Origin of the sequence: Parashewanella hymeniacidonis, assembly GCF_016900895.1 — a bacterium.
GTDB lineage: Bacteria > Pseudomonadota > Gammaproteobacteria > Enterobacterales > Shewanellaceae > Parashewanella > Parashewanella hymeniacidonis.
The window spans coordinates 17,904-38,372 of record NZ_JAFEUN010000036.1; the positions used below are offsets into that span (position 1 = coordinate 17,904).

General features: G+C 38.2%; 18 protein-coding genes and 1 pseudogene. 10 read left to right on the top strand and 9 right to left on the bottom strand.

Annotated elements, in window-relative coordinates:
• Positions 1–8: 8 nt before the first annotated feature.
• Together JQC92_RS09105 and JQC92_RS09110 are read right to left on the bottom strand one after the other, a co-directional pair.
• Entirely contained in the window at positions 9–803 is a 795-nt protein-coding gene (locus JQC92_RS09105; RefSeq protein WP_204999357.1) for an outer membrane lipoprotein-sorting protein, read from the bottom strand.
• Positions 800–3,301, bottom strand: coding sequence for an efflux RND transporter permease subunit (locus tag JQC92_RS09110; RefSeq protein WP_204999358.1), 2,502 nt, complete (start codon positions 3,299–3,301; stop codon positions 800–802). Before JQC92_RS09110 ends, JQC92_RS09105 begins: the two co-directional genes overlap by 4 nt.
• 146 nt (positions 3,302–3,447) lie before the next feature.
• On the opposite strand from JQC92_RS09110, the gene JQC92_RS09115 reads away from it, so the two are divergent.
• The 6 genes from JQC92_RS09115 (at position 3,448) to JQC92_RS09140 (ending at position 11,089) form a co-directional block, all read left to right on the top strand.
• Complete coding sequence (locus tag JQC92_RS09115) at positions 3,448–3,759, top strand: ArsR/SmtB family transcription factor (RefSeq protein WP_204999359.1); 312 nt, start codon at positions 3,448–3,450, stop codon at positions 3,757–3,759.
• Between the two features lie 63 nt (positions 3,760–3,822).
• The gene (locus JQC92_RS09120) at positions 3,823–5,757 is read left to right on the top strand and encodes a DNA topoisomerase III (protein WP_204999360.1); all 1,935 of its coding nucleotides are present in this window, start codon (positions 3,823–3,825) and stop codon (positions 5,755–5,757) included.
• A gap of 168 nt (positions 5,758–5,925) precedes the next feature.
• Positions 5,926–6,582: a cupredoxin domain-containing protein gene (locus JQC92_RS09125; protein ID WP_239480487.1), complete on the top strand. Its 657-nt coding sequence runs from the start codon at positions 5,926–5,928 to the stop codon at positions 6,580–6,582.
• Positions 6,582–8,927 (top strand): bifunctional diguanylate cyclase/phosphodiesterase, encoded by a 2,346-nt coding sequence (locus tag JQC92_RS09130; protein WP_239480488.1) that lies wholly within the window; start codon positions 6,582–6,584, stop codon positions 8,925–8,927. Before JQC92_RS09125 ends, JQC92_RS09130 begins: the two co-directional genes overlap by 1 nt.
• A 47-nt stretch (positions 8,928–8,974) precedes the next feature.
• The gene (locus tag JQC92_RS09135) at positions 8,975–10,201 is read left to right on the top strand and encodes a hypothetical protein (RefSeq protein WP_204999361.1); all 1,227 of its coding nucleotides are present in this window, start codon (positions 8,975–8,977) and stop codon (positions 10,199–10,201) included.
• Positions 10,202–10,495: 294 nt separating this feature from the next.
• A complete protein-coding gene (locus JQC92_RS09140) occupies positions 10,496–11,089 on the top strand; it encodes a hypothetical protein (protein ID WP_204999362.1) in 594 nt (197 codons plus the stop codon).
• Positions 11,090–11,143: 54 nt separating this feature from the next.
• Here JQC92_RS09140 and xthA read toward each other — a convergent pair whose 3' ends face one another.
• Genes xthA through JQC92_RS09155 form a run of 3 tightly spaced genes read right to left on the bottom strand, consistent with a single transcriptional unit; the run spans position 11,144 to position 12,821 of the window.
• Positions 11,144–11,950 carry an exodeoxyribonuclease III gene (gene xthA / locus JQC92_RS09145; RefSeq protein ID WP_204999363.1) on the bottom strand — a complete coding sequence of 269 codons (807 nt, stop codon included), beginning with the start codon at positions 11,948–11,950 and terminating at the stop codon, positions 11,144–11,146.
• Positions 11,950–12,249, bottom strand: coding sequence for a YciI family protein (locus tag JQC92_RS09150; protein WP_204999364.1), 300 nt, complete (start codon positions 12,247–12,249; stop codon positions 11,950–11,952). The genes xthA and JQC92_RS09150 overlap by 1 nt, the downstream gene beginning before the upstream one ends.
• Before the next feature lie 32 nt (positions 12,250–12,281).
• Positions 12,282–12,821 carry a septation protein A gene (locus tag JQC92_RS09155; RefSeq protein WP_204999365.1) on the bottom strand — a complete coding sequence of 180 codons (540 nt, stop codon included), beginning with the start codon at positions 12,819–12,821 and terminating at the stop codon, positions 12,282–12,284.
• Between the two features lie 120 nt (positions 12,822–12,941).
• On the opposite strand from JQC92_RS09155, the gene truC reads away from it, so the two are divergent.
• From truC to JQC92_RS09170, 3 genes are all read left to right on the top strand, one after another.
• The gene (gene truC, locus JQC92_RS09160; protein WP_204999366.1) at positions 12,942–13,742 is read left to right on the top strand and encodes a tRNA pseudouridine(65) synthase TruC; all 801 of its coding nucleotides are present in this window, start codon (positions 12,942–12,944) and stop codon (positions 13,740–13,742) included.
• Between the two features lie 66 nt (positions 13,743–13,808).
• The gene (locus tag JQC92_RS09165) at positions 13,809–14,261 is read left to right on the top strand and encodes a flavodoxin (RefSeq protein ID WP_204999367.1); all 453 of its coding nucleotides are present in this window, start codon (positions 13,809–13,811) and stop codon (positions 14,259–14,261) included.
• 123 nt (positions 14,262–14,384) lie between these two features.
• A complete protein-coding gene (locus JQC92_RS09170; protein WP_204999368.1) occupies positions 14,385–16,673 on the top strand; it encodes a nitric-oxide reductase large subunit in 2,289 nt (762 codons plus the stop codon).
• Between the two features lie 47 nt (positions 16,674–16,720).
• Here JQC92_RS09170 and JQC92_RS09175 read toward each other — a convergent pair whose 3' ends face one another.
• Positions 16,721–17,542, bottom strand: a complete 822-nt coding sequence (locus JQC92_RS09175; protein WP_204999369.1) for a hypothetical protein — start codon at positions 17,540–17,542, stop codon at positions 16,721–16,723.
• Positions 17,543–17,765: 223 nt separating this feature from the next.
• On the bottom strand, positions 17,766–18,281 hold the full coding sequence (locus tag JQC92_RS09180) for a lactoylglutathione lyase family protein (RefSeq protein ID WP_204999370.1): 516 nt from the start codon (positions 18,279–18,281) through the stop codon (positions 17,766–17,768).
• Positions 18,282–18,389: 108 nt separating this feature from the next.
• Between JQC92_RS09180 and JQC92_RS09185 the strand changes: the two genes are divergently transcribed.
• Positions 18,390–19,262: a LysR family transcriptional regulator gene (locus JQC92_RS09185; RefSeq protein WP_204999371.1), complete on the top strand. Its 873-nt coding sequence runs from the start codon at positions 18,390–18,392 to the stop codon at positions 19,260–19,262.
• 11 nt (positions 19,263–19,273) lie between these two features.
• On the opposite strand, the pseudogene JQC92_RS09190 reads toward JQC92_RS09185, so the two are convergent.
• Together JQC92_RS09190 and JQC92_RS09195 are read right to left on the bottom strand one after the other, a co-directional pair.
• Positions 19,274–19,957, bottom strand: a pseudogene (locus JQC92_RS09190) (DUF3083 family protein); the annotation flags it as partial.
• Positions 19,958–19,985: 28 nt separating this feature from the next.
• A partial coding sequence (locus tag JQC92_RS09195) for an IS4 family transposase (RefSeq protein ID WP_276315788.1) occupies positions 19,986–20,469 on the bottom strand: 484 nt, incomplete at its 5' end.

Below are 20,469 nucleotides of genomic sequence, written 5' to 3' on the forward strand. Positions count from 1 at the left end.
TGAACCTCTTACCTTTTTCTTAGCCATTTGAAAGGCGGGGTACGCAAACTTTTTTCTGAGAAAATATTATTTGGCAACCCGAGATCAAACTTAATACCTCTAATTTGCATGATAGTTTTATTACCTGAAGCGAAGTTTTTAACTTGCGCACTAGTGATGACTGGGTGGCCTTGTATTAATTGTTTTTTTAATGCAGTGAATTCTCGCATCGGACTGTTATTTTGATCAAAATAGGTGACTTTAATGGGTAAAAATGTCGTTGAATCTATCCATGACTCATAGTGGTTAAATTCGACATTGTCTGGATGATTCGGAATACTTTTTAAGTGATATTTATTTGCCATCTTTTCAATGAGTTGATGTGAATCTAATGTTGGGCTTCTTCCTGAAATGTCTTCATAAAAAAAGTCAGAGCCGACAAACGAGGTGCGTTTATCTCCTGAAGAGATTCGCTTGATCAAATCTAGCCCGGGCAAGTAAAGCCAGCGATCGTCCTGTGCTTGTGGATGTTTGACGACTCTGAAAACGGTGTTTTTAACATCGCTAGGGCGGGAGAAATGCACGAGTATATCTTGATCTCCACCATCTACGAGGTCTTTTCTTAAAATGGTAAATTGTCGCAGTTGAGTACGGCCTTGTTTATCGATGATTTTCATACGAGCTTCAGCACGGCCATCATCGCCGACGTAGTAATAACTTAAATTGGCATTATCCATAATTTGTTGTGCGCTTAAGGTTTCTGCATGTATTTGATGTATAGGTAACAAAGTAGATAATGAATAAATTATGGTTTTGATGTTCATGCTTCATTCCTTTTAAAAGATAGAATAGAAGGGAGTAAGAGCAGGGTAACGATTCCCGATAACGCCATAATACTGGCGAGGAAAAAGCCAACGGTGATGTATGGGATTAATGGTGCAGCAAGCAGCGGCATAAAACCGACTGCGATAACGATGGCATTACGAGATATGGCTCTTGCTGGTTCTTGGAACATCACTTTTAAAGTGGTCGTTACATTACCATGCTGTTTTAGGTTTTCTCTGAATCGTTCGAGGAAATGGATTGCAAAGTCAACCGACAAACCAAGCGTGAGTGCCGACAATACTGCGATTGGCATGTCATAATCTTTGCCAACCCAACCAATTAATCCATAAATACAGGTGATGGTAAGCGTGAGTGGCAACATAGCTAATAGGCCGTATTTAACAGAGCGAAATAGAATCACCATTATTAAGAAAACAATGACAAAAGCAGATACAAGGCTTTCTAACATGCCGTTGACCATCGCTTTTTGCCAAACAACATTAAGGTAGGTTTTTCCTGCCCAGCCAAACTTCAAGTCGTCTGGAAGAGGGTGGAGCTCAACGTAGTGCTCAACAAAATCCATGACACGAGACATGTGTTGATTGTCGCCACTGGTTAATTGCAGCCACATCAAGCTAGAGTGGTAGTCTGGCGTCACGAAGTGCCACAAATCTTGAGGCCTGTGGGATGATTGATATTGCAAAAGTGTTTGTGCAACGGCATCGCTACTGTTTGGCAGTTTGAACGCTACATTAGTGCCACCATTAAGCTCACGATTCACGGTTTTTATAATGTCTGGTAAGCTGTTAACTTTACCAACTAAGCCAGATTTTACGAGTTCGAATTGCAATTCTTGCATCCACAATAAAATATCAGGCTTTAAAAATGTTTTGTTGTCTTGCCCAAGCGTTTCGAGTTTGGTGACGTAAGATTCAATAATTGATGCTTGCTGAACATTTGCATTAAACAGCTTGTCATCAAGTATGGTAATGGTTTGAGAAACTTGGTTAATTGAGTTGTTAATGGTTTCCAAGTCTGAAGCATTAATCAGCTTGCTTTGCTCAAGAGAGGTTAATAATTTTTCTGTTGCGGTATGATTTTTTTTATCACTTTCGAGTACAAGCCAAGCATCATAAGTACCGCCAAAATGCTGGTTTAATGCTTTATCTGCTACTCTGATTTCGTGGGATGTTTTGAACCAATTGATAGGGTTGTCGTTCACTTGAATTTTGCTGATCCCAACCACACTGATAAGAAACAGAGCGCTGAATCCAAACAGTATGTAAATTCTATTTCTAATAGCAAAGAGGCCCAATTTAGGCAGCAATGTGTGCAGTTTTGCTGATTCTTGTTTCTTCATCGAGTTTTGGAGCTTACCTAACGCTGTAGGTGACATGCGGCTGATGTAAGCGGGAATAAATACAATGGTGATGATGAAGGCTAACAAAATACCAAACGCGATAAAGCCACCGAATACTTTAACGGGTGGAATAGGCGTCAGCATCAATGATAAAAAACCGACTGCGGAAGTCAGTGAGGTGTAAAGCATGGGTTTGAATAGCTTTGAAACGACATGCTGGATCACTGCTTTTGGATCTTTGCCATCACGATATTCATCGGCAAATTCAGAAAGAATATGAGTAGAGTCAACAACGGCGATTGGCATTAAAAAAATCGCAATCATTGATGACATAATATGAACAGTAAACCCCATGCCAATCAGTAAGCCCATGGTGATGATCACCGTTGCCATGGCAACAATCATCGAACCTACGACGAGTTTTATGCTTCTGAAAAACCAAAGGAGCAGTATGAAAATAGCTAAACCCGCCATAGGTGCTGCAATCCCCATTTGAACGAACATTTCTGAGCCAAATTGATCTTCTGCTACCGGTAAACCAGTAATGTGATAGTCGTCTTTTGACTGGATGTCATTGATTAATTTTCTAATATTCTCAGCAACTTGATAACTGTGCTGTTTTGAGTCAATAGCAACATAGATTGCTGCGGCTTTGCCATCATCAGAAACAAGCGTATTTGCAAGTAATGGTAAACGTAAAACGGCTGTTTTTATCTTTATGGATTGCTTTTCAGTGGCGGGCGCATTTTTCATAAGCCATTGAAAGCTGATACCGCCGTGCTTAGCTTGAGTAATATTGTCGACCGTATTTAACGAGAGTAATTCCTGCGGAATTACGTGTTCCAATGACATGACTTTCTTTGATAATTGTTCAAGATCTGATAATGATTGTGAATTGTATATTCCCTGTTCAGAGTTATTTATTGCTCCAATAACCAGCATGTCATGCATACTGAAGTCACTTTTTACTTGGTTATGAAATGCTCTGTCCATATCAGATGCGGGTAACATGTTTTCTGGATCAGTATCGATTGTGATTTTTGGAAACATAGCCAAACAAACAAATACTATTAAAAACAGTAAAGAATAAACCGTTTTCGGTCGATTTAATGCAAAGCGAGAGAGTGATTCAATCATGTCATTCTTTAATATTAGATTATGCTTATATAATGTACATTAGTTTATTCTAATGTTCAAGGGGCGCAGTGAAATACTGGAATACAATTGACAAAGGGATGCATGCCATTTAACAATGCCAGTAACAATAAAACAGGGGGGATAGTATGTCTGGACAACCAGATATCGATATAAGTCAATTACGTGAAAAAGCACGTCATGTCGTTGGGCTTTTAAAGGCAATCAGCAATGAGAATCGTTTGTTAATTCTGTGTCATCTGTGTCAAGGCGAATTGGCCGTAAATGAACTTAATGAACTCGTAGATCTTAGTCAGTCGGCATTATCTCAACATCTTGCAAAATTGAGACAAGATGGATTAGTACAAACTCGCAGAGAATCACAATCTATCTATTACTCACTTGCCAGTGATGAAATGGCTCGTTTAATCGGTGCTTTACACAAAGAATTTTGTAATTAATCAAGTTGAAGTTCGTTTAACTTAAATGTAAAGTTACTGTAATTTTATCCAGTGCCTTTATTCATGAACCTATACATAGCTGAGAAACCAAGTTTAGGGAGAGCCATCGCCGATGTACTTCCGAAACCTCATAAAAAACACGATGGATACATAGAGGTTGGAAATGGTGATTGCGTTTCTTGGTGTATAGGCCACTTGCTTGAACAAGCCGAACCGGATGCTTATGATGAAAAGTATAAATCTTGGAAGCTTGAACATTTACCTATCATTCCTGATGCATGGCAATTAAAGCCCAAGCCTAAAACTCGAAAACAGTTAACAGTGTTAAGAAAGCTTGTTAAGCAAGCGAGTCAAATTATTAACGCAGGTGATCCTGACCGTGAAGGCCAATTGTTAGTCGATGAAGTAATTTCTTATCTTAAAGTAAGCCAAACTAAGATAAAGAATACGCAAAGGTTATTGATCAGTGATTTAAATCCCTCAGCGGTAAAGCGTGCACTGAGTAAGTTACGCCCAAATCAAGAGTTTGTTCCACTGGCAACGTCCGCACTTGCGCGAAGTCGGGCTGATTGGTTGTTTGGTATGAACATGACACGTGCTTATACTATTCAAGGAAAAAAAGTGGGTTACAACGGTGTGTTATCTGTGGGTAGAGTGCAGACACCGCTGTTAGGGTTAGTTGTAAGAAGGGATGAAGAAATTGAAAACTTTCAATCAAAACCATTTTATGAGGTTTTAGCACACCTTCAAACTGACACCAGTGAAACGTTCACTGCGAAATGGAAACCAAGTGAAGCTTGCGCACCATATCAAGATGAGGAAGGACGGGTACTTTCAAAAAAACTTGCTCAGAATGTAGTGTCTAAAATTTCAGAGCAAGAGGCTCGAGTCGATAACGTTAGTAGTAAAGAAAAGAAGCAAGCTCCGCCATTACTATATAACTTATCGTCATTGCAGATTGATTGCTCTAAACGTTATGGGATGAGTGCTCAGGATGTGTTATCAACCTGTCAAAGTTTATATGAGAAACATAAGTTAATTACTTACCCAAGATCCGACAGCCGCTATTTACCAAAAGAGCAACATAAACTTGCACCTAAAATATTGTCTGCAATTTCAAGTGGTGCCAATGAGCTATTAGAAAGCGTTGCTGCACCTAATTCGAAATTAAAATCAAAAGTTTGGAATGACAGTAAAGTCGATGCGCATCATGCTATTGTACCGACAGAAAAAACACCTAATTTGTCAACACTGTCCCAACGAGAGAAGCAAGTGTATTTACACGTTGCTCGACAATATTTAGCTCAGTTTTATCCCGCTTACATTTATCTAGAAACCATAGTAGAAGTCATTATTCAAAATGGCCTTTTCATCGCCAAAGCCAAGCAAGATAAATCGCAAGGTTGGAAAGCGTTGTTTAAAAGCAGTAAATCAAATCACAATGATGATAAAGAAGATGAAATACAGCGTCGCTTACCTGATTTAGTTAAAGGGCAGGATTTATATTGCAATAAAGGTGAGCTTATAGAAAAACAAACACAGCCACCTAAGCCCTTTACTGACGCAACATTATTAGCGGCGATGACCGGAATCAATCGTTATGTGAAAGATTCTGAAATAAAAAAAATACTTAAAGACACCGATGGGTTGGGAACTGAAGCTACAAGGGCTGGTATTATTGAGTTGTTGTTTAAAAGAAACTTTTTACAGCGGCAAGGGAAAACGATTACGTCGACCCCAGCTGGACGAGGACTCATTAATAGTTTGCCTGAAACGGCTACCACACCAGATATGACAGCGCTTTGGGAGTCTAAACTTGACGCAATTAGTCGTAAGGAAATTCGCTATCAGTCATTTATGACACCTTTGCAAACTAACTTACAGTTGTTGATTGAGCAAGCATCCAGTCAATTACCGACCGCACTTCAAGGCTTACCGTCGAACCCAGCGAAGAAAAAGCGTATATATAAGCGTAAAAATAAATCTACATCAAAATAACGTAATTATTTGACGGTTTAATCAACACACAGCATGTAAAACCGATAAATAAGCAGTTCTGATACTATTTTTATGTATAATCAGTGAAATTATTATTTAGATGGACCTTTCTGTTAATTGTAAATTAGAAATAAATAAGTTTACGATAATGTTGAAGGGTAGGATTTAATGAAGTTTTTTAAAAGCTTATGGCTTGTCAGTATGGTCATAGTTTCTGGTAGTACCTTAGCGAATAGCTTTGTTGTTAAGAATAATCAAGGCAAAGCTGTTAAAGGAATTGCCGTATATTTACAACCTCAATTCTCTGCTGATGTCAGTTCATATTCTGATAATTCAAATCAGAACGACGTTCTGCAAAAAGGTAAAAAGTTCTCGCCTTATATTACCGTAATTGAAAAAGGTACTTCACCAAAGTTTTTGAATGAAGACGATATCACTCATCATATATATTCAGCTGTTGGCCCCAAACGATTTTCTTTTAAATTGAGAGCTGAAAAAGCCAAAAGCGATATTAGCTTTAATGAAATTGGTCATGTTGCAATGGGATGCAATGTCCACGATTGGATGAGCGGACATATTCTTGTTGTCGATACACCTTTTTATGGTTTAACAGATGAAAGCGGTACGGTAAATTTTGTAGATTTACCTACAGGCAAGTACGAGCTCAACATTTGGCATCCTCAACTGGAAACTAGAAATAATAAAGAGTCCTTGATGATCAATTGGCCGTTATCAGAGAAGAAAGTAATCCAAGTTATCGCTGATATGTCTCCGATTCCTGAGCAATCTACGCTCGATGAGTTTGAATTTTTGGAAGATTATTGATGTTGCAATTTATGAATCGTCTGCAAACTCGTATCTTTGCTTTTTTTGTTTTACTGCTTATTACCGTGCAGGCGTTTTCATTTTGGATGGCATATTATTCATACGAAAAACTTGAGAAGCAACAGTTAGCCAACCGAATGGCTGTCGCAGAAAAAGTCTTTCGTTCTGAATTCGAAACTCGAAGTTATTATTTAAATGTTTTTGCTGAGACAGCCGCAAAAGACTTTGGACTAAAAGAGATTTTTATCGATGGTGATACTAAAAGCTTTATTTTGGCACTAAATAATCATCGTAAACGCATTAATGCGAATATGGCCATTGCTGTATCTAAAGAAGGTAAAGTGATAAGTCAGTTGTTATTAAAAAAAAATAACAAAGGTAAACTTCGTCCTGTAAAAGGCCCTGAGCAAGGTCAAACATTCAGATATTTATTAGCAGATAACATGGCTAATTTAAGCCAATTATACGAACTAGACGGGAAAGTTTACCAATTAAGATTTGCTGAAATAACCAGTGGCGGCAGTAGTGTCATTGGGTGGATTGGATTTGGTTACCTTATTGACTCAACTCTAGCAAATGACTTGCAGCAACAAACTGGACTTTCGACAGGTTTTTCAATTTCAGGACAGCAAGCGAATATTTTCGCTTATTCAGGTCTAGAAATTAAACAAAATGTAAAAAATGCATTATCTTCATTCTTAACCACTGGAACTGAAAACCCTGATTACTTACTTTGGCGTCAGTCACTAGGAAAAATTCAAAACAATGACCTTTACGCCTATATGTATGTGCCTAGAGCGGATGTCCTTCAAGCACTTCAAAAGCAGTGGTGGCAACAGTTTTGGTTAGTTCTCCTTATGTTGCCTTTATCTATGTTCGTTGCTTTCGCTATCTCTGGCAGTATTACTCGACCAATTATGCGCTTAATCGAGCAAGCCAAGTTTATTGCTCAAGGTGATTATGATTTCAAAGTTAAGTCGAGTTCAACAAGGGAGCTTGCTCAACTCGCACATGAGCTTAATGAGATGCAATCGGCCATTGTCAGCCGTGAAAAAAAAATCGTTCATCAAGCATTTCATGATCCGTTAACTAACTTATCAAATCGTAATGAGTTAGACCGTAAAGCGGAAGAGTGGCTAAAAAATAACGAACATGTGGTTGTGTGTTTGATTAATATTCGAAGATTGACCGATGTTAATTTAACGCTTGGTCATGTAGTGGGTGATGAAGTTATTAAAGAAGTGGGTAATCGACTTCTGAGTATTGAAGGCACCGATTTAGTTTGTCGTCTATCGGGTGATGAGTTTGCCATTGTATATAGGGACTTTGATTTAACGCATTTACAAAGTGAGATTTCTAAACTTCAAAGCCAAGTATCTCATTCTTATTGTTATCACGATCTTCATTTAGATTTACAAATTACCTTGGGCTTAAGTTGTAGTAATAACGGCAAAACGTTAGAAGACATCATTCAGCAAGCTAATACAGCGTTACAATTTGCCAAGAGTCATAAACAAGATTATCAAGTTTATGATAAGCAAATAGATCAGCACTCATTAGAGCGTTTCCAATTAGTTAACGCATTAAAATTTGCCATCGAAAATGATCAATTAGTGTTGTTCTACCAACCTAAATTGTGTCTTGAATTTAATAAGGTAAAGCAAGTTGAAGCACTTGTCCGTTGGCAACACCCTGAAAAAGGCATGATTCCGCCAGATGTGTTTATTCCAATAGCAGAAAAAACAGGGCAGATGAACTCGTTAACCCGTTGGGTTCTACAAGAAGCAATTAATCAATATCACATATGGAAAAGCCAGGGCTTAGAGTTATCCATCGCCGTTAATATTTCTGCCGCAAATTTAAAAGATCCTGATTTTTGTCAGTGGCTTTTAGATACTGTTGAATATAATAATATGCCTGTTGATGCATTAACACTCGAAATAACAGAAGATGCGGTTGTTGAAGATATTGATAGTGCAATCATGCAATTAAAACATTGGCGTGATAACGGACTAAAATTGTCTATTGATGATTTTGGTACAGGGTATTCATCTTTAGGGCAATTAAAAGAATTGCCCGTACATGAAGTAAAAATTGATCGTTCTTTTGTTCAGCACTTAATGAATAATAAAGAAGATCAAATTATTGTTAAGTCTACACTCGAACTTGCACATAACTTGCAGTTAACTGTGGTTGCTGAAGGCGTAGAAGACAAGGACACGCTTATTTGGCTCGCTGAGCATAAGTGTGAAATGGCACAAGGATATTATTTGTCACGCCCAATTCCAGGTCTTGAATTGACCGGCTGGGTTTTAAGTAGCGGATTTGATTACGTTAAAGCGTAAATTGAAACGACTAAACATAAAATAAAAACAAAAGTATCGGAAATAATATGAAGTCTATATTTGGACTTATTTTAATCGGAACGAGTGCTATTGCAGTTGAACAAGATTTTTCTGGAGTAATCGATGTTCGGGCAATCTACAATGATTCAATACAATCTTATGTTGATGGGGGTTTCGGAAAACTGAGGTTTAATTCAGGTACACATGTATCTATATCTCAGTTGGGTTTGAGCCATCATGTTGATTGGACTGATAACATTTCATCTAAAATTGTGGCAAACGGGTACCTAGATAATACAAACGAAGGCTTAGGTATTACTGAAGCTTTTATTCAATACAAAGGCTTACCTTCGGAAAATGGATATAGAATCACTGCAAAAGCAGGCATTCTATATCCGACAATTACTATCGAAAACCATGCAACAGCCTGGACGTCTCCATACACGTTAAGCTTTTCAACGATTAATTCTTGGTTAGCAGAAGAGGTTCGTCATCTAGGTTCAAGCTTGTCTTTGTCCCGCCTAGGTAAATTTCATCAATCTAAACATGATGTTAAGCTAACAGCAGAAGCTTTTGTTAATAATGACCCAACGGGTGCCATGCTCTCTTGGCATGGTTGGACAACTGGTTCTAGACAAACACTTTGGCATGAGACCATCAGAATTCCTGAGTTATTAGCAATGAGAAGCGACGGTCTATTATCAGGCCAAGCTAAAGAGTCTGATCCCTTCCTCGACTTAGATACTCGAGTGGGAGCGAACTTTACTGGTGAATGGAATTGGCGTGGCAATGGTAAATTAACAGTTGGCTATTATGATAATAATGCCGATACTTCAGTCGTTAAAAATGGTCAGTATTCTTGGCGTACTCGTTTTCATCATTTAGGGGTTAAATGGCGTTTGCCTTTAAAAATTGATTTATTAGCTCAGTTTTTGAAAGGTGATACGTTAATGAAAGCTCTTACAGGTAAGGATGCGGTAAATAACGATTACCATAGTTTCAATATCTTGCTTTCAAAAGCATGGTACGCACATCGTATTTCAATGCGATTTGAAGATTTTTCAGTTACGGATAATGATCAAATCTGGGGTGACAATAATAACGAGGATGGTAATGCATTTACCGCATCGTATCGGTACCAACTTCAGAAAGGTTTGTTTATTCATTCAGAGTTTAATTGGGTTACTTCTGAAAGGTTTGCCAGAACTTATGTGAATCAACCTGAAAAATTGATTGAAAAGCAGTGGCAAGTTGCTATGCGGTATTATTTCTAAGAGTTTAAATATCTTTCATATAAAGGGAACCTTTAAACTGACTGCTAGCTTTCAGGGGTGCATATTATTCTTAAATTTAACTTATATTAATTTAAACTGAATCATTATTCATAAAGTTTGGAGTTAGTTAGTATGAGTAGCGACAGAATTGCGCCTCAACCGATTATTTGGACTGTCAGTCATGGAGTTGGTGGTTATCAAACTCTTCATGAGGACAATGAGGACTTCATATTCAAGCAACTCTATGGATTTAAAATTAAGCCGGGGGAATGTTGCACTAACAGGACTGCTGCATTGAAGTTTCATCATCAAAACGGTACAGAAGCAGATGCCAAACAAACCGATGAAAGCTTTTATTTTAAAATTACCGATGATGGCAAAATAATAGGTGAACAATGGACTTATTTTCCTCCAGTTTACACTCAAAACGTTAAAGCTAATAGTCTTGCAACACGCTTTGCAGAAACACGTAAAGGAACACAAATTAAAGCCAATGCAGTGGAAAAAAAATTAAATTTGGCTTATTTACCTGTAAATGCTCATGTTCATATAATGTATAGAGGTGTAGATTTCAACCTCAGTAGACTCTCTAACGGAACCTATCAAGGACAAGCTGAGCTCCAACCCGGGAAATATTACTTTTTTATTGAAGGTCAAAAAGGTGACGAGTTTAAGTGGGGTATTGAGGGTTACCAAAAACAGTTAGGAGTTGGAGCAGGGCAAGAAGTTAGCTTGGTAAAAGAACAAAAGCCAATAGAAAAAAGAAGTATAGAGGAAAACTCTAATATATCCGCCTTTGGTGTTGAAGTTATAGACAAAGCAACATGCCGATTCAATGTTAAGTATTTTGAAAGTGGCAAAATGACTGTCGAAGTTACTCAAAGTTAGCCAACATAATTATATTATACTATCCCCTCACAGAAATTCTTATGAGGGGGGGATTTAACCAAATACACTCCAAATTGGTGCATGATCAGACGGCTTTTCTATACCACGTAGTTCATAATCCACATCTGATTCAAAAACTCTGTCCGTTAAAGATGGAGTTGCGAGAATGACATCAATGCGAAGACCACGGTTATCTACGAAGCCTTTACTGCGGTAATCAAACCATGAGTATCGCCCTTCACGAGTTGGGTGTAACTTACGGAATGTGTCAATAAAGCCCCAGTCTAACAAGGTTTGTAACCATTCACGCTCTTCAAGTTGGAAGCTACATTTACCAGTTTTCAACCAGCGCTTAGCGTTAACTTCACCAATACCAATGTCTAAATCTATTGGTGAAATATTGATATCCCCGATCACCGCAATATCTTCATCTTTTGAGTGATGTTCATTTAAATATTGCATCAAATCTTTGTAGAATTTGCGCTTTGCAGGAAACTTTGTTTCATGACCAATGTTTTCTCCTTGCGGGAAATATCCATTGATTACTGTTAACGTCTTGCCATTTTCTTGCTTGAATTTACCAATAATCATTCTGCGCTGTGCATCTTCTTCATCGGTAGGGAAGCCTTTTTGAATTTCAAGTGGCTTAGTTTTTGAAAGCATTGCTACACCGTAATGAGCTTTACCACCATGGAAGTGAACTTTATAGCCCATAGCCTCTACATCTGCTAATGGGAACGCTTCATCATGCACTTTTGTTTCTTGTAACCCAATAATATCAGGCTGATGTGAATCAATAAGTGCTTGCAGTTGATGTAACCGGGCTCTCAGTCCGTTGATGTTAAAAGAGACTATTTTCATTATGGTAATACTCGCTTAAGAGGTTTCACGATGACATTTTTATACACGCCCGCAGCGATATAAGGGTCGGCGTCAGCCCAAGTTTGAGCTTCTTTTAATGTATTAAATTCAGCGACGACCAAAGAGCCAGTAAAACCAGCTTCGCCAGGTTCGTTAGAGTCGATTGCAGGATGAGGCCCTGCTATCATGAGTCGTCCTTCGTCAGCGAGTAGCTTTAAGCGGGCGATATGTTGGTCACGTACAGTTTTTCGCTTTTCCAAGCTGCTTTCAATATCTTGGGATGAAATCATATACCACATAGGAATACCAATTTAGTTATTAATTTAATGGTTTAGTCTTTTTTATCTTCTTCGGGAAGATATTTATATAAGTAAGCAACTGTGGCAATAATATTGAGAATTGTCAGCGCAGACAAACCGAAAACTTTGAAATTAACCCAAGTATCAAGTGACAGGTTAAAAGCGATATAGACATTTAAAATTGCACAAAATATAAAAAATCCGGCCCAGTACCAAGTTAGCTTTTTCCATACAAAGTCAGGTGCTTCCATATCCTTTCCAAGCATCGATTTCAGCACTGATTTATTCATGTATTGGCTGACAGCTAAAACGACCGCAAACAATAAATAAATGAAGGTTACTTTCCACTTAATAAAATTGTCATCATGCAACACAAGGGTCAAGGTCCCAAAAACCGTCACCATGGCGAAAGTAACGAGTAGCATTTTTTCTACTTTCTTATACAAAATATAAGTGATGATCAATTGTAATGTTGTCGCTGCAATTAAGGCGCCACTGGCTGTGTAAATGTCAAAGAATTTGTAGACAGTGAAGAAAATAATTAAGGGTAAAAAGTCGAGTAATTGTTTCATTCTCAATAGGGTAATAGTTACTTCAATCGTTTGAGTGTAACATTTTGATTTATACTTTTGAATTAGCATGCGTTAGCATAGCGCTTATTTCATCTTACCTTCTTAAAATTAGTTTATTAAATGACACAAGACGCAGTTGCAGACGACATTGAATTCGAAAACCCACCCGAAATTCAAATATTATTCGAAGACGAACATTTGGTTGCTATACACAAGCCTGCCGGCTTACTGGTGCATCGCACTTACTTAGCAAGAAGAGAAAAGTATTTTGCGATGCAAATGACGCGTGATCTTGTGGGTTGTCATGTTTATCCTGTTCACCGCTTAGATCGGCCAACCTCTGGAGTGCTACTTTTTGCTAAAAGTAGCGAAGTTGCTAACCTGTTATGTCAGCAGTTTCAGGACAAAACAACAGAGAAAACATACCTCGCATTAGTGCGGGGTAATGTTAATGAATCACTTGTAATGGATTATCCGCTAAAAGAAGAGTTAGACGATATTGCGGATAAACATGCGGATAAAGATAAAGAAGCACAGGAAGCAGTCAGTCATTTTTGGCCTTTATTGAATGCAGAGATCCCTTATAAGTCAGGCCGCTATCCTACAAGCCGGTATGCGTTGATGAAGCTAAAGCCCATCACTGGGCGCAAACATCAGCTTAGGCGTCATTTAGCTCATTTTAGACACCCTATTTTAGGGGATACGACGCATGGTGATGGTAAACAGAATAAATTCATAAGAGACTTTTTATCAACTCGAAGATTGTGGTTAATTGCTAAAAAATTAGAATTCACTCACCCCGTTACTCATGAGCGTTTATCGATTGAGGCAGAAATTGAATCGGAGTGGCTGGAGGCGTTTGAAAAATTTGGTTGGAATAATTCGAATTTACAGTGTGGAAAAGACCTCGAAATTGCTTAAACTTTGACAAGTTACGATTGTTAGGTTTAGATTTAAGCAATTCATTTAAATAAGCGGAGCAGAGCATTGGTAAAGGTAAATATCGTTTTCGGAACCGTATATGGAAGTGCACAGTTTGTAGCTGAAACCGTTTATGAGAAACTCATCGAACAAGGTTATGATGCCAAATTATGGCAACCTGAAGAATTAGTTGATTATACCCCTGCTGCTAACCAACAATTGATTGTAATTAGCTCAACGACAGGGCAAGGCGATTTGCCTGATGGTTTAGTTCCGTGGTTTGAAATGGTTCGTTCGACAGGTCTCTATTTGCCTGATTTACACTTTAGTGTCATTGGGTTAGGCGATTCTAGCTACGAGACATACTGTGGGGCAGGTGAGCAATTACAATCATTGTTTGAAGAAATTGGTGCGCAAGCGGTAAAAGAACTATTTAGGATTGACGCTTGTGAAACAATGGAACCAGAATTAGAAGCATTAAATTGGTTAGATGAATGGACAAAAAGCGTTATTGCCTAACTTCTATCCAAAATATGGAAAATAACATACGAAAGGAGCCTTAGCGCTCCTTTTTTTTATTAACAGGAAAAAATAACACACCAAGGATCGTAACAACCCATTAAATGAAATTGGGGGAGAATGATGAAAAGTTATAAGTTAACTTTCAAAAAGCGCCGATTATGGATGACCTTGGCAATTTCAACGTTAATCAGCTTTACTATTTTACTCTTTTTCGGTCATAAGATTTACCAAATGAAACCCCCGATTCCTGAGAGGGTGATTTCCACAAATGGTGATGTAATTTTTACAAAGTCACAAATTGAACGTGGACAGAATGTTTGGCAGTCGTTAGGTGGAATGGAAAAAGGAACCATATGGGGGCATGGCAGTTATGTTGCTCCAGATTGGGGGGCTGACTGGCTTCATCGAGAAGCATTAGCAATGCTAAGTAAAGAGTCTAAAGAAATTCATCACCTACCATACAAAGATCTTAAAGAATTTGATCAAGAAGAACTTAAAACCCGAGTCAAGCTTGAGTTAAGAGAAAATACCTATAACCAGCAAACTGGTGACGTGAGTGTGTCTCCTGAGAGGCAGGTTGCTATTTTTAAAGTCGCACATCATTTCAGCGAAGTATTTCAAGCGCTTGGTACACCTGATTCTCTCAAGCTAAGAGAAGAATACGCATTCTCTCCAGATATTACTTTGTCTGATTCTGACATGCATGATTTAAATGGGTTTATTTTTTGGATCAGTTGGAGCTCAGTAACAAATAGACCTAATGACGACATCAGTTACACCAGTAACTGGCCATATGAACCTCTTGTGGGTAATACACCTCCGCCGAGTTTACTGCTTTGGTCGATCATTAGTGTTGTAATGCTTTTAGGTGGTATTGGTACGTTAGTTTGGTTTTACGCCGAACAACACGATAAATGGCGAGACGATTTAGAGCCTATTGGTGGTGTATCAGAGCGAAACAAGCTGTTGGGGGTAGAGCAAACACCCTCTATGCAAGCAACAGCTAAATATTTTTGGACGGTGATTCTACTCTTTGGTTTGCAGATAATCTTAGGCACAATTACGGCTCACTATACTGTAGAAGGGCAAGATTTTTACGGAATCCCTATCGCGAAAATCATTCCTTACAGTATCACCCGTACGTGGCATACTCAGCTCGCCGTTTTCTGGATAGCCACGGCATGGTTAGCTACGGGATTATACGTGGCTCCAATTATTTCAGGGTATGAGCCTAAATATCAAAAATTCGGTGTTAACTTTCTCTATATTTGCTTACTGATTATAGTTGTAGGTTCGTTTGCTGGGGAGTGGCTAGGAGTCAATCAACACTTCAAAAGCTTACTGATGAATTTCTGGTTTGGTCACCAAGGTTACGCTTATGTTGACTTAGGGCGCTTTTGGCAATGGTTCTTGTTTATAGGTTTATTGTTGTGGTTAGTGCTCATGGTCAGAGCATTATTACCAGCGCTTAAAGACAAAAAACACAGCCGCTCTTTACTTCTACTGTTAGTTATCGCTTCCGTTGCGATTGCTTTACTTTATGGAGCAGGACTGGCTTGGGGACTTCATACTCATATCAGTATTGTCGAATACTGGCGATGGTGGGTGGTTCACCTTTGGGTTGAAGGGGTGTTTGAAGTATTTGCGACTACCATAATTGCACTGTTATTCGTAAAAATGGGGTTATTACGTAATTCTACAGCGGTAATCTCAGTATTGTTCTCGACCATAATTTTCCTTGGTGGTGGAGTCTTAGGTACCTTTCATCATTTATACTTTACGGGGACGCCCATTTCTATCATTGCGTTAGGAGGTGTATTTTCAGCATTAGAAGTTGTTCCTCTTACTGTAATTGGATTTGAAGCCTATCAACACAATAAGCTTGAAAAGAAAGCCAAGTGGACTGATTTTTATCATTGGCCACTCAAGTTTTTTGGTGCTGTCGCATTTTGGAATTTGGTCGGAGCGGGTTTATTAGGTTTCTTAATCAATACTCCACTTGCGCTCTATTATATGCAAGGACTAAATACAACTGCAGCTCACGGTCATGCTGCTATGTTTGGCGTGTATGGCATGTTAGGGATCGGATTAATGTTGTTCTGCTTACGAGGTTTAGCACCTAACGTAAAATGGAACGAGAAATGGATGAGTTACTCATTTAAGTTACTCAATCTCGGTTTAGGTTTAATGGTGGCGTTCGCACTGTTACCCGCAGGGTTATGGCAAGCATATAATGCCAATGCGCATGGTTATTGGTATGTGCGTTCAGCAGAGTTTATTCATAGTTCATTTATGCAAGATATGGTTTGGTCTAGGGTGCCTGGTGATGTCGTTTTTGCGATGGGGGCACTAGCACTGTTTGTTGCGATGGTTGGCGTATTTAAAGCTATTTATTGTCCTCAAAAATAATTTAAATCAGAACAGGCAATTCAATATGGAATTGCCTGATGGGGTTTTTATGCCATTTTGAGCATTCTATTAGCATGACGATGAAGGTGATGGCCATGGCCATGATGACGGTGATTGCCATGATGACGGCGGTGATGACCGTTATCTCTTGTATCATTATCTGAGTTTGCTTGGTCGGTTCTCATAGAATCTAATGTAAGCAAGTTTAATGCACTGGAATCTTGGGAGGCCGCATATAAATTTTTAGGGGCATGTTTACTGTCTTTATTTCCATCTGAAGCTTGTACTGCTGTATTATGCATTTGAAGTGCTGCTTCAACGTCGTTTTTAATATTTTTGATGTCACCAAAAACACTTGCTAGATTTGGCGCTTGTCCACCATATAGTGCTACTGCTTGAGCTGCTAAGTCCACAACTGGCTTAATCATTTTTGCAGCATTTGTTAGTGCGATAACTGCATCCGCTTCTAGTGGCTTAGCGTCTTTCATGAGCTGTTGAACATTTTCTCTGACTGCTTTAGCGTCTTTTGACACTGCTTCACTGTGTGTTTTAGACACAATGTCGTTAAACAATGATTTGTTATCCTCTTCATTATTAATCATGGTTTCCATTGTAGCTTTGAATCCATTGCTTTTGATCGCTCCCTCAATGTCTTTGATACTGTCAAATCCATCACCAACTAAATCTTTAACTCTACCGAAGCTACCTTCGATATCATTACCTACTTTAGAAACATCTTCGGTAACTTTGGGCATATGTCTATGGAAAAAATCAGTGATTTTCCAATGATCTGCATCATTCCATTCTGATTTATCGTTACCTGAAACATCTGTTACGCTAGAACCACTATTTACTGAACCAATACTCATTTTATCCCCCTAAAATGCAATTTTTTGCATTTAATCATTTTAATTTGGTAATCAAGAAGACCAGTCTTATTGCTTTCTGTCTTGCTTGTGTATGGGAGTATTTTGCAGTTAAGGGTGAGTAAGCAGAATAAGGTGAAAACCTTAGAAGTGAATGAATGATTATTTAAGTATTGGAAATGTTGATAAAAGGTAGATAACTATTTAATACCTACCTTTCAATGGCTTAACCAGTGTACGCACCACTTGAATAGATTAATTCATAGCTATGACTGTAGATCTCTAAGATATTTCCAAATGGATCTTCCATATAAATCATGCGGTATGGCTTTTCACCCGGATAGTAATATCTAGGCTCTTGCATACGCTTCTTACCACCTGCAGCAACAATTTTTTCTGCTAGACCCTCAACATCAGGATCTTGAACGCAGAAATGGAAAATGCCGGTCTTCCAATATTCAAAATTATTTTCAGGGTTTTCTTGGTTAATAAACTCAAAAAGTTCGACACCTACACGATCACCTGTAGACATGTGGGCAATACGAAATTTTTTCCAGTTAGCACCAAAAACGTCCGTGCACATTTCACCAATAGCCGAAGCATCTTCCACTATTTCAGTTGGTTCCATAATCAAATACCAACCTAAGACTTCAGTGTAAAACTTAACGGCTTTTTCAAGATCAGGTACAGATATTCCAATATGTGAAAAGGTTCTTGGGTAAACACTGTGTTTAGTCGTCATTTAAATTGTCCAAGTTCTGAATTTATGAGCTGTAGATTAGAGATAAAGTGAATAATTAAAAAATTATGATAAATTATTAAAATGATAATTTAATATTATGAGTGATATATGGTTCATCAAAAGTGGTTAAAGACATTTAAAGTACTTGTGGAAACACAGCACTTTACTAAAACAGCTGAAAAGCTATTTATGACTCAACCAGGAGTCAGTCAACATATTTTGAAGCTAGAGGAGCAGCTGTCTTCAAGCCTCATTGTGAGGGTTGGAAAAAAATTTGAAATAACAGATCAGGGGCTGAAGGTATATCAATACGCTAAAGAGCTTGAAGCGAATGAGCAGGCATTAATCGACGATTTACAAGTTGATTCACCTTTCAAAGGTGAGTGTGCAGTTTCCATGTCTGGCAGTTTATGCCAGCTAACTTATCCTGAATTAATTGCTTGGCAAGTTAAGTACCCTGAGCTAAACATTTCAGTTGAGTCAGCACCCGAAAAGAGGATTTACCAACAAATTAAAAATAATGAAATTGGTTTTGGTCTTGTAACTGGTAAACAGTCAGAAAGTAGTTTTGAATTTATTGAACTAGGTAAAGAAAAAATTTGCCTCTTAGGTCAGAATGGAATGCCTGATATTAAAAATGATCACGATTTGCAAAAAATAAGAGTGGTGCAGCATCCTGATGTGTGGCATTACATCAGTCTTATCGTAGAAAGAAGCAATTTTACTGTCGAAATAAATAAGTTACAGAAAGGGCCTTATATAAATCAAATCGATCAAATATTATTACCCGTATCAGAAGGGATTGGGATAACAGCACTGCCAATTCATGCGATAGCGTCTTCAAAGTATGGCGAATTAGTAACAATAATTAATAGATCCTGCACGGTAACTCAAAGTATCTATTTGATAAAAAAGAGGAATATTGAGTTACCTTCAAGGTATCAAAAATTAGCTTCGATCATTGAACTATGCATAAGTTAATTCAATGCTTGTTATTGTTGGTAACTAATATGCTGATGAAATCGAACAATCATATCTTCATGTTCTTTATCTAATCCAAGCTTTTTAGCTAGCTCCTTAAAGATCTTCTCGACGGTATTCATAAACTGACCATAACCTTCTCGATCACAGTCATTTTTACCTGCTGCAATGGTAAAACTTATATGATCTGCTGTTCCATTCACGTCGCAATCATAAATGAACTGGAGTTCACTTGAATCTGGATCAAATCCAATAAGTTGAAGTTCATTGGTTTTGTCTTGTTGGTCAAACTTACTGTTTCTAACCAATGGGGTTCTTCCATTAGCAATCATTGCTGTTCTTGTTAATGGTTTGGACTCTATTGCTGTTAAATAATGAGCTTGAATTGTGTCATAAAGATTTGATAACAAGTTATCTCCGTTTAACAAAGTGCTTTTTAATTTTCGGTTAATTGGTACATTTACTGTTACATAAGCAAGTGAACTATGGTTCATTGGTAAATCACAGTTGCGAGATTTATAGCGTTCAGAAACTGATCTGAGTTTAAAACCATAAGTTTCTTTATGACCTTTTGATTTGGCGAACAAGTCATAAGATAAGTGTTGATGATCACGTACTTTGATTGCTAGGTTAATGCCTGGCAAGTTTTTTTGAAGCTTATTTAAAAATAACTGAACCCTAGAATGAAATGAGGCAGAGTTAGCCCTGTCTCTTGATCAGATCTCAGAGCATTTCTCCGTCAGCTAGCATTTCTTTCGCCATCCTATATCCAACGACATAAGATTGAAGGGTATCCCAACCTTCCCAAATCGTTTCCCAGCCTGCTATACCTGTACGTTTAGTATCTGTAAAACCACCCAATTTAGCCAGCGATTGATAAGCCCACTTTAGGCTTGGAGTATCTTTGCCATTCCAGCCCCTTGGCTTTTTCATCTTCATTAGCAACTTCCACTCATCTTCTTCAAATACGGTGTCACAGCTTTGATTATCAAGTTCATTAGCTGCTTCTATTAATCCTTTCTTACGCAAGTAATACGGAATGGTTATTGCCTCTCTGAGTTGCAGTAATCGAACACCGATAAAAGCAAGAATGGATACGGCTCTTTCTAAGTTTTTCGGCTCCGTCATTCTTTGACGCTCAGCTCCTGCACCAGTTTTCCAAGCCTTATGGAAGTCTTCAACTCGCCATCTTGCTGTATAAATATCT

Excerpts from the sequence above, each read along its gene's own strand:
- JQC92_RS09130 (WP_239480488.1), top strand. The coding sequence starts at position 6,582 with ATGTTGCAATTTATGAATCGTCTGCAAACTCGTATCTTTGCTTTTTTT.
- truC (WP_204999366.1), top strand. The coding sequence starts at position 12,942 with ATGACACAAGACGCAGTTGCAGACGACATTGAATTCGAAAACCCACCC.
- JQC92_RS09125 (WP_239480487.1), top strand. The coding sequence starts at position 5,926 with ATGAAGTTTTTTAAAAGCTTATGGCTTGTCAGTATGGTCATAGTTTCT.
- JQC92_RS09150 (WP_204999364.1), bottom strand. The coding sequence starts at position 12,249 with ATGTGGTATATGATTTCATCCCAAGATATTGAAAGCAGCTTGGAAAAG.
- JQC92_RS09110 (WP_204999358.1), bottom strand. The coding sequence starts at position 3,301 with ATGATTGAATCACTCTCTCGCTTTGCATTAAATCGACCGAAAACGGTT.
- JQC92_RS09185 (WP_204999371.1), top strand. The coding sequence starts at position 18,390 with ATGGTTCATCAAAAGTGGTTAAAGACATTTAAAGTACTTGTGGAAACA.
- xthA (WP_204999363.1), bottom strand. The coding sequence starts at position 11,950 with ATGAAAATAGTCTCTTTTAACATCAACGGACTGAGAGCCCGGTTACAT.
- JQC92_RS09135 (WP_204999361.1), top strand. The coding sequence starts at position 8,975 with ATGAAGTCTATATTTGGACTTATTTTAATCGGAACGAGTGCTATTGCA.
- JQC92_RS09180 (WP_204999370.1), bottom strand. The coding sequence starts at position 18,281 with ATGACGACTAAACACAGTGTTTACCCAAGAACCTTTTCACATATTGGA.
- JQC92_RS09175 (WP_204999369.1), bottom strand. The coding sequence starts at position 17,542 with ATGAGTATTGGTTCAGTAAATAGTGGTTCTAGCGTAACAGATGTTTCA.
- JQC92_RS09170 (WP_204999368.1), top strand. The coding sequence starts at position 14,385 with ATGAAAAGTTATAAGTTAACTTTCAAAAAGCGCCGATTATGGATGACC.
- JQC92_RS09105 (WP_204999357.1), bottom strand. The coding sequence starts at position 803 with ATGAACATCAAAACCATAATTTATTCATTATCTACTTTGTTACCTATA.
- JQC92_RS09115 (WP_204999359.1), top strand. The coding sequence starts at position 3,448 with ATGTCTGGACAACCAGATATCGATATAAGTCAATTACGTGAAAAAGCA.
- JQC92_RS09155 (WP_204999365.1), bottom strand. The coding sequence starts at position 12,821 with ATGAAACAATTACTCGACTTTTTACCCTTAATTATTTTCTTCACTGTC.
- JQC92_RS09120 (WP_204999360.1), top strand. The coding sequence starts at position 3,823 with ATGAACCTATACATAGCTGAGAAACCAAGTTTAGGGAGAGCCATCGCC.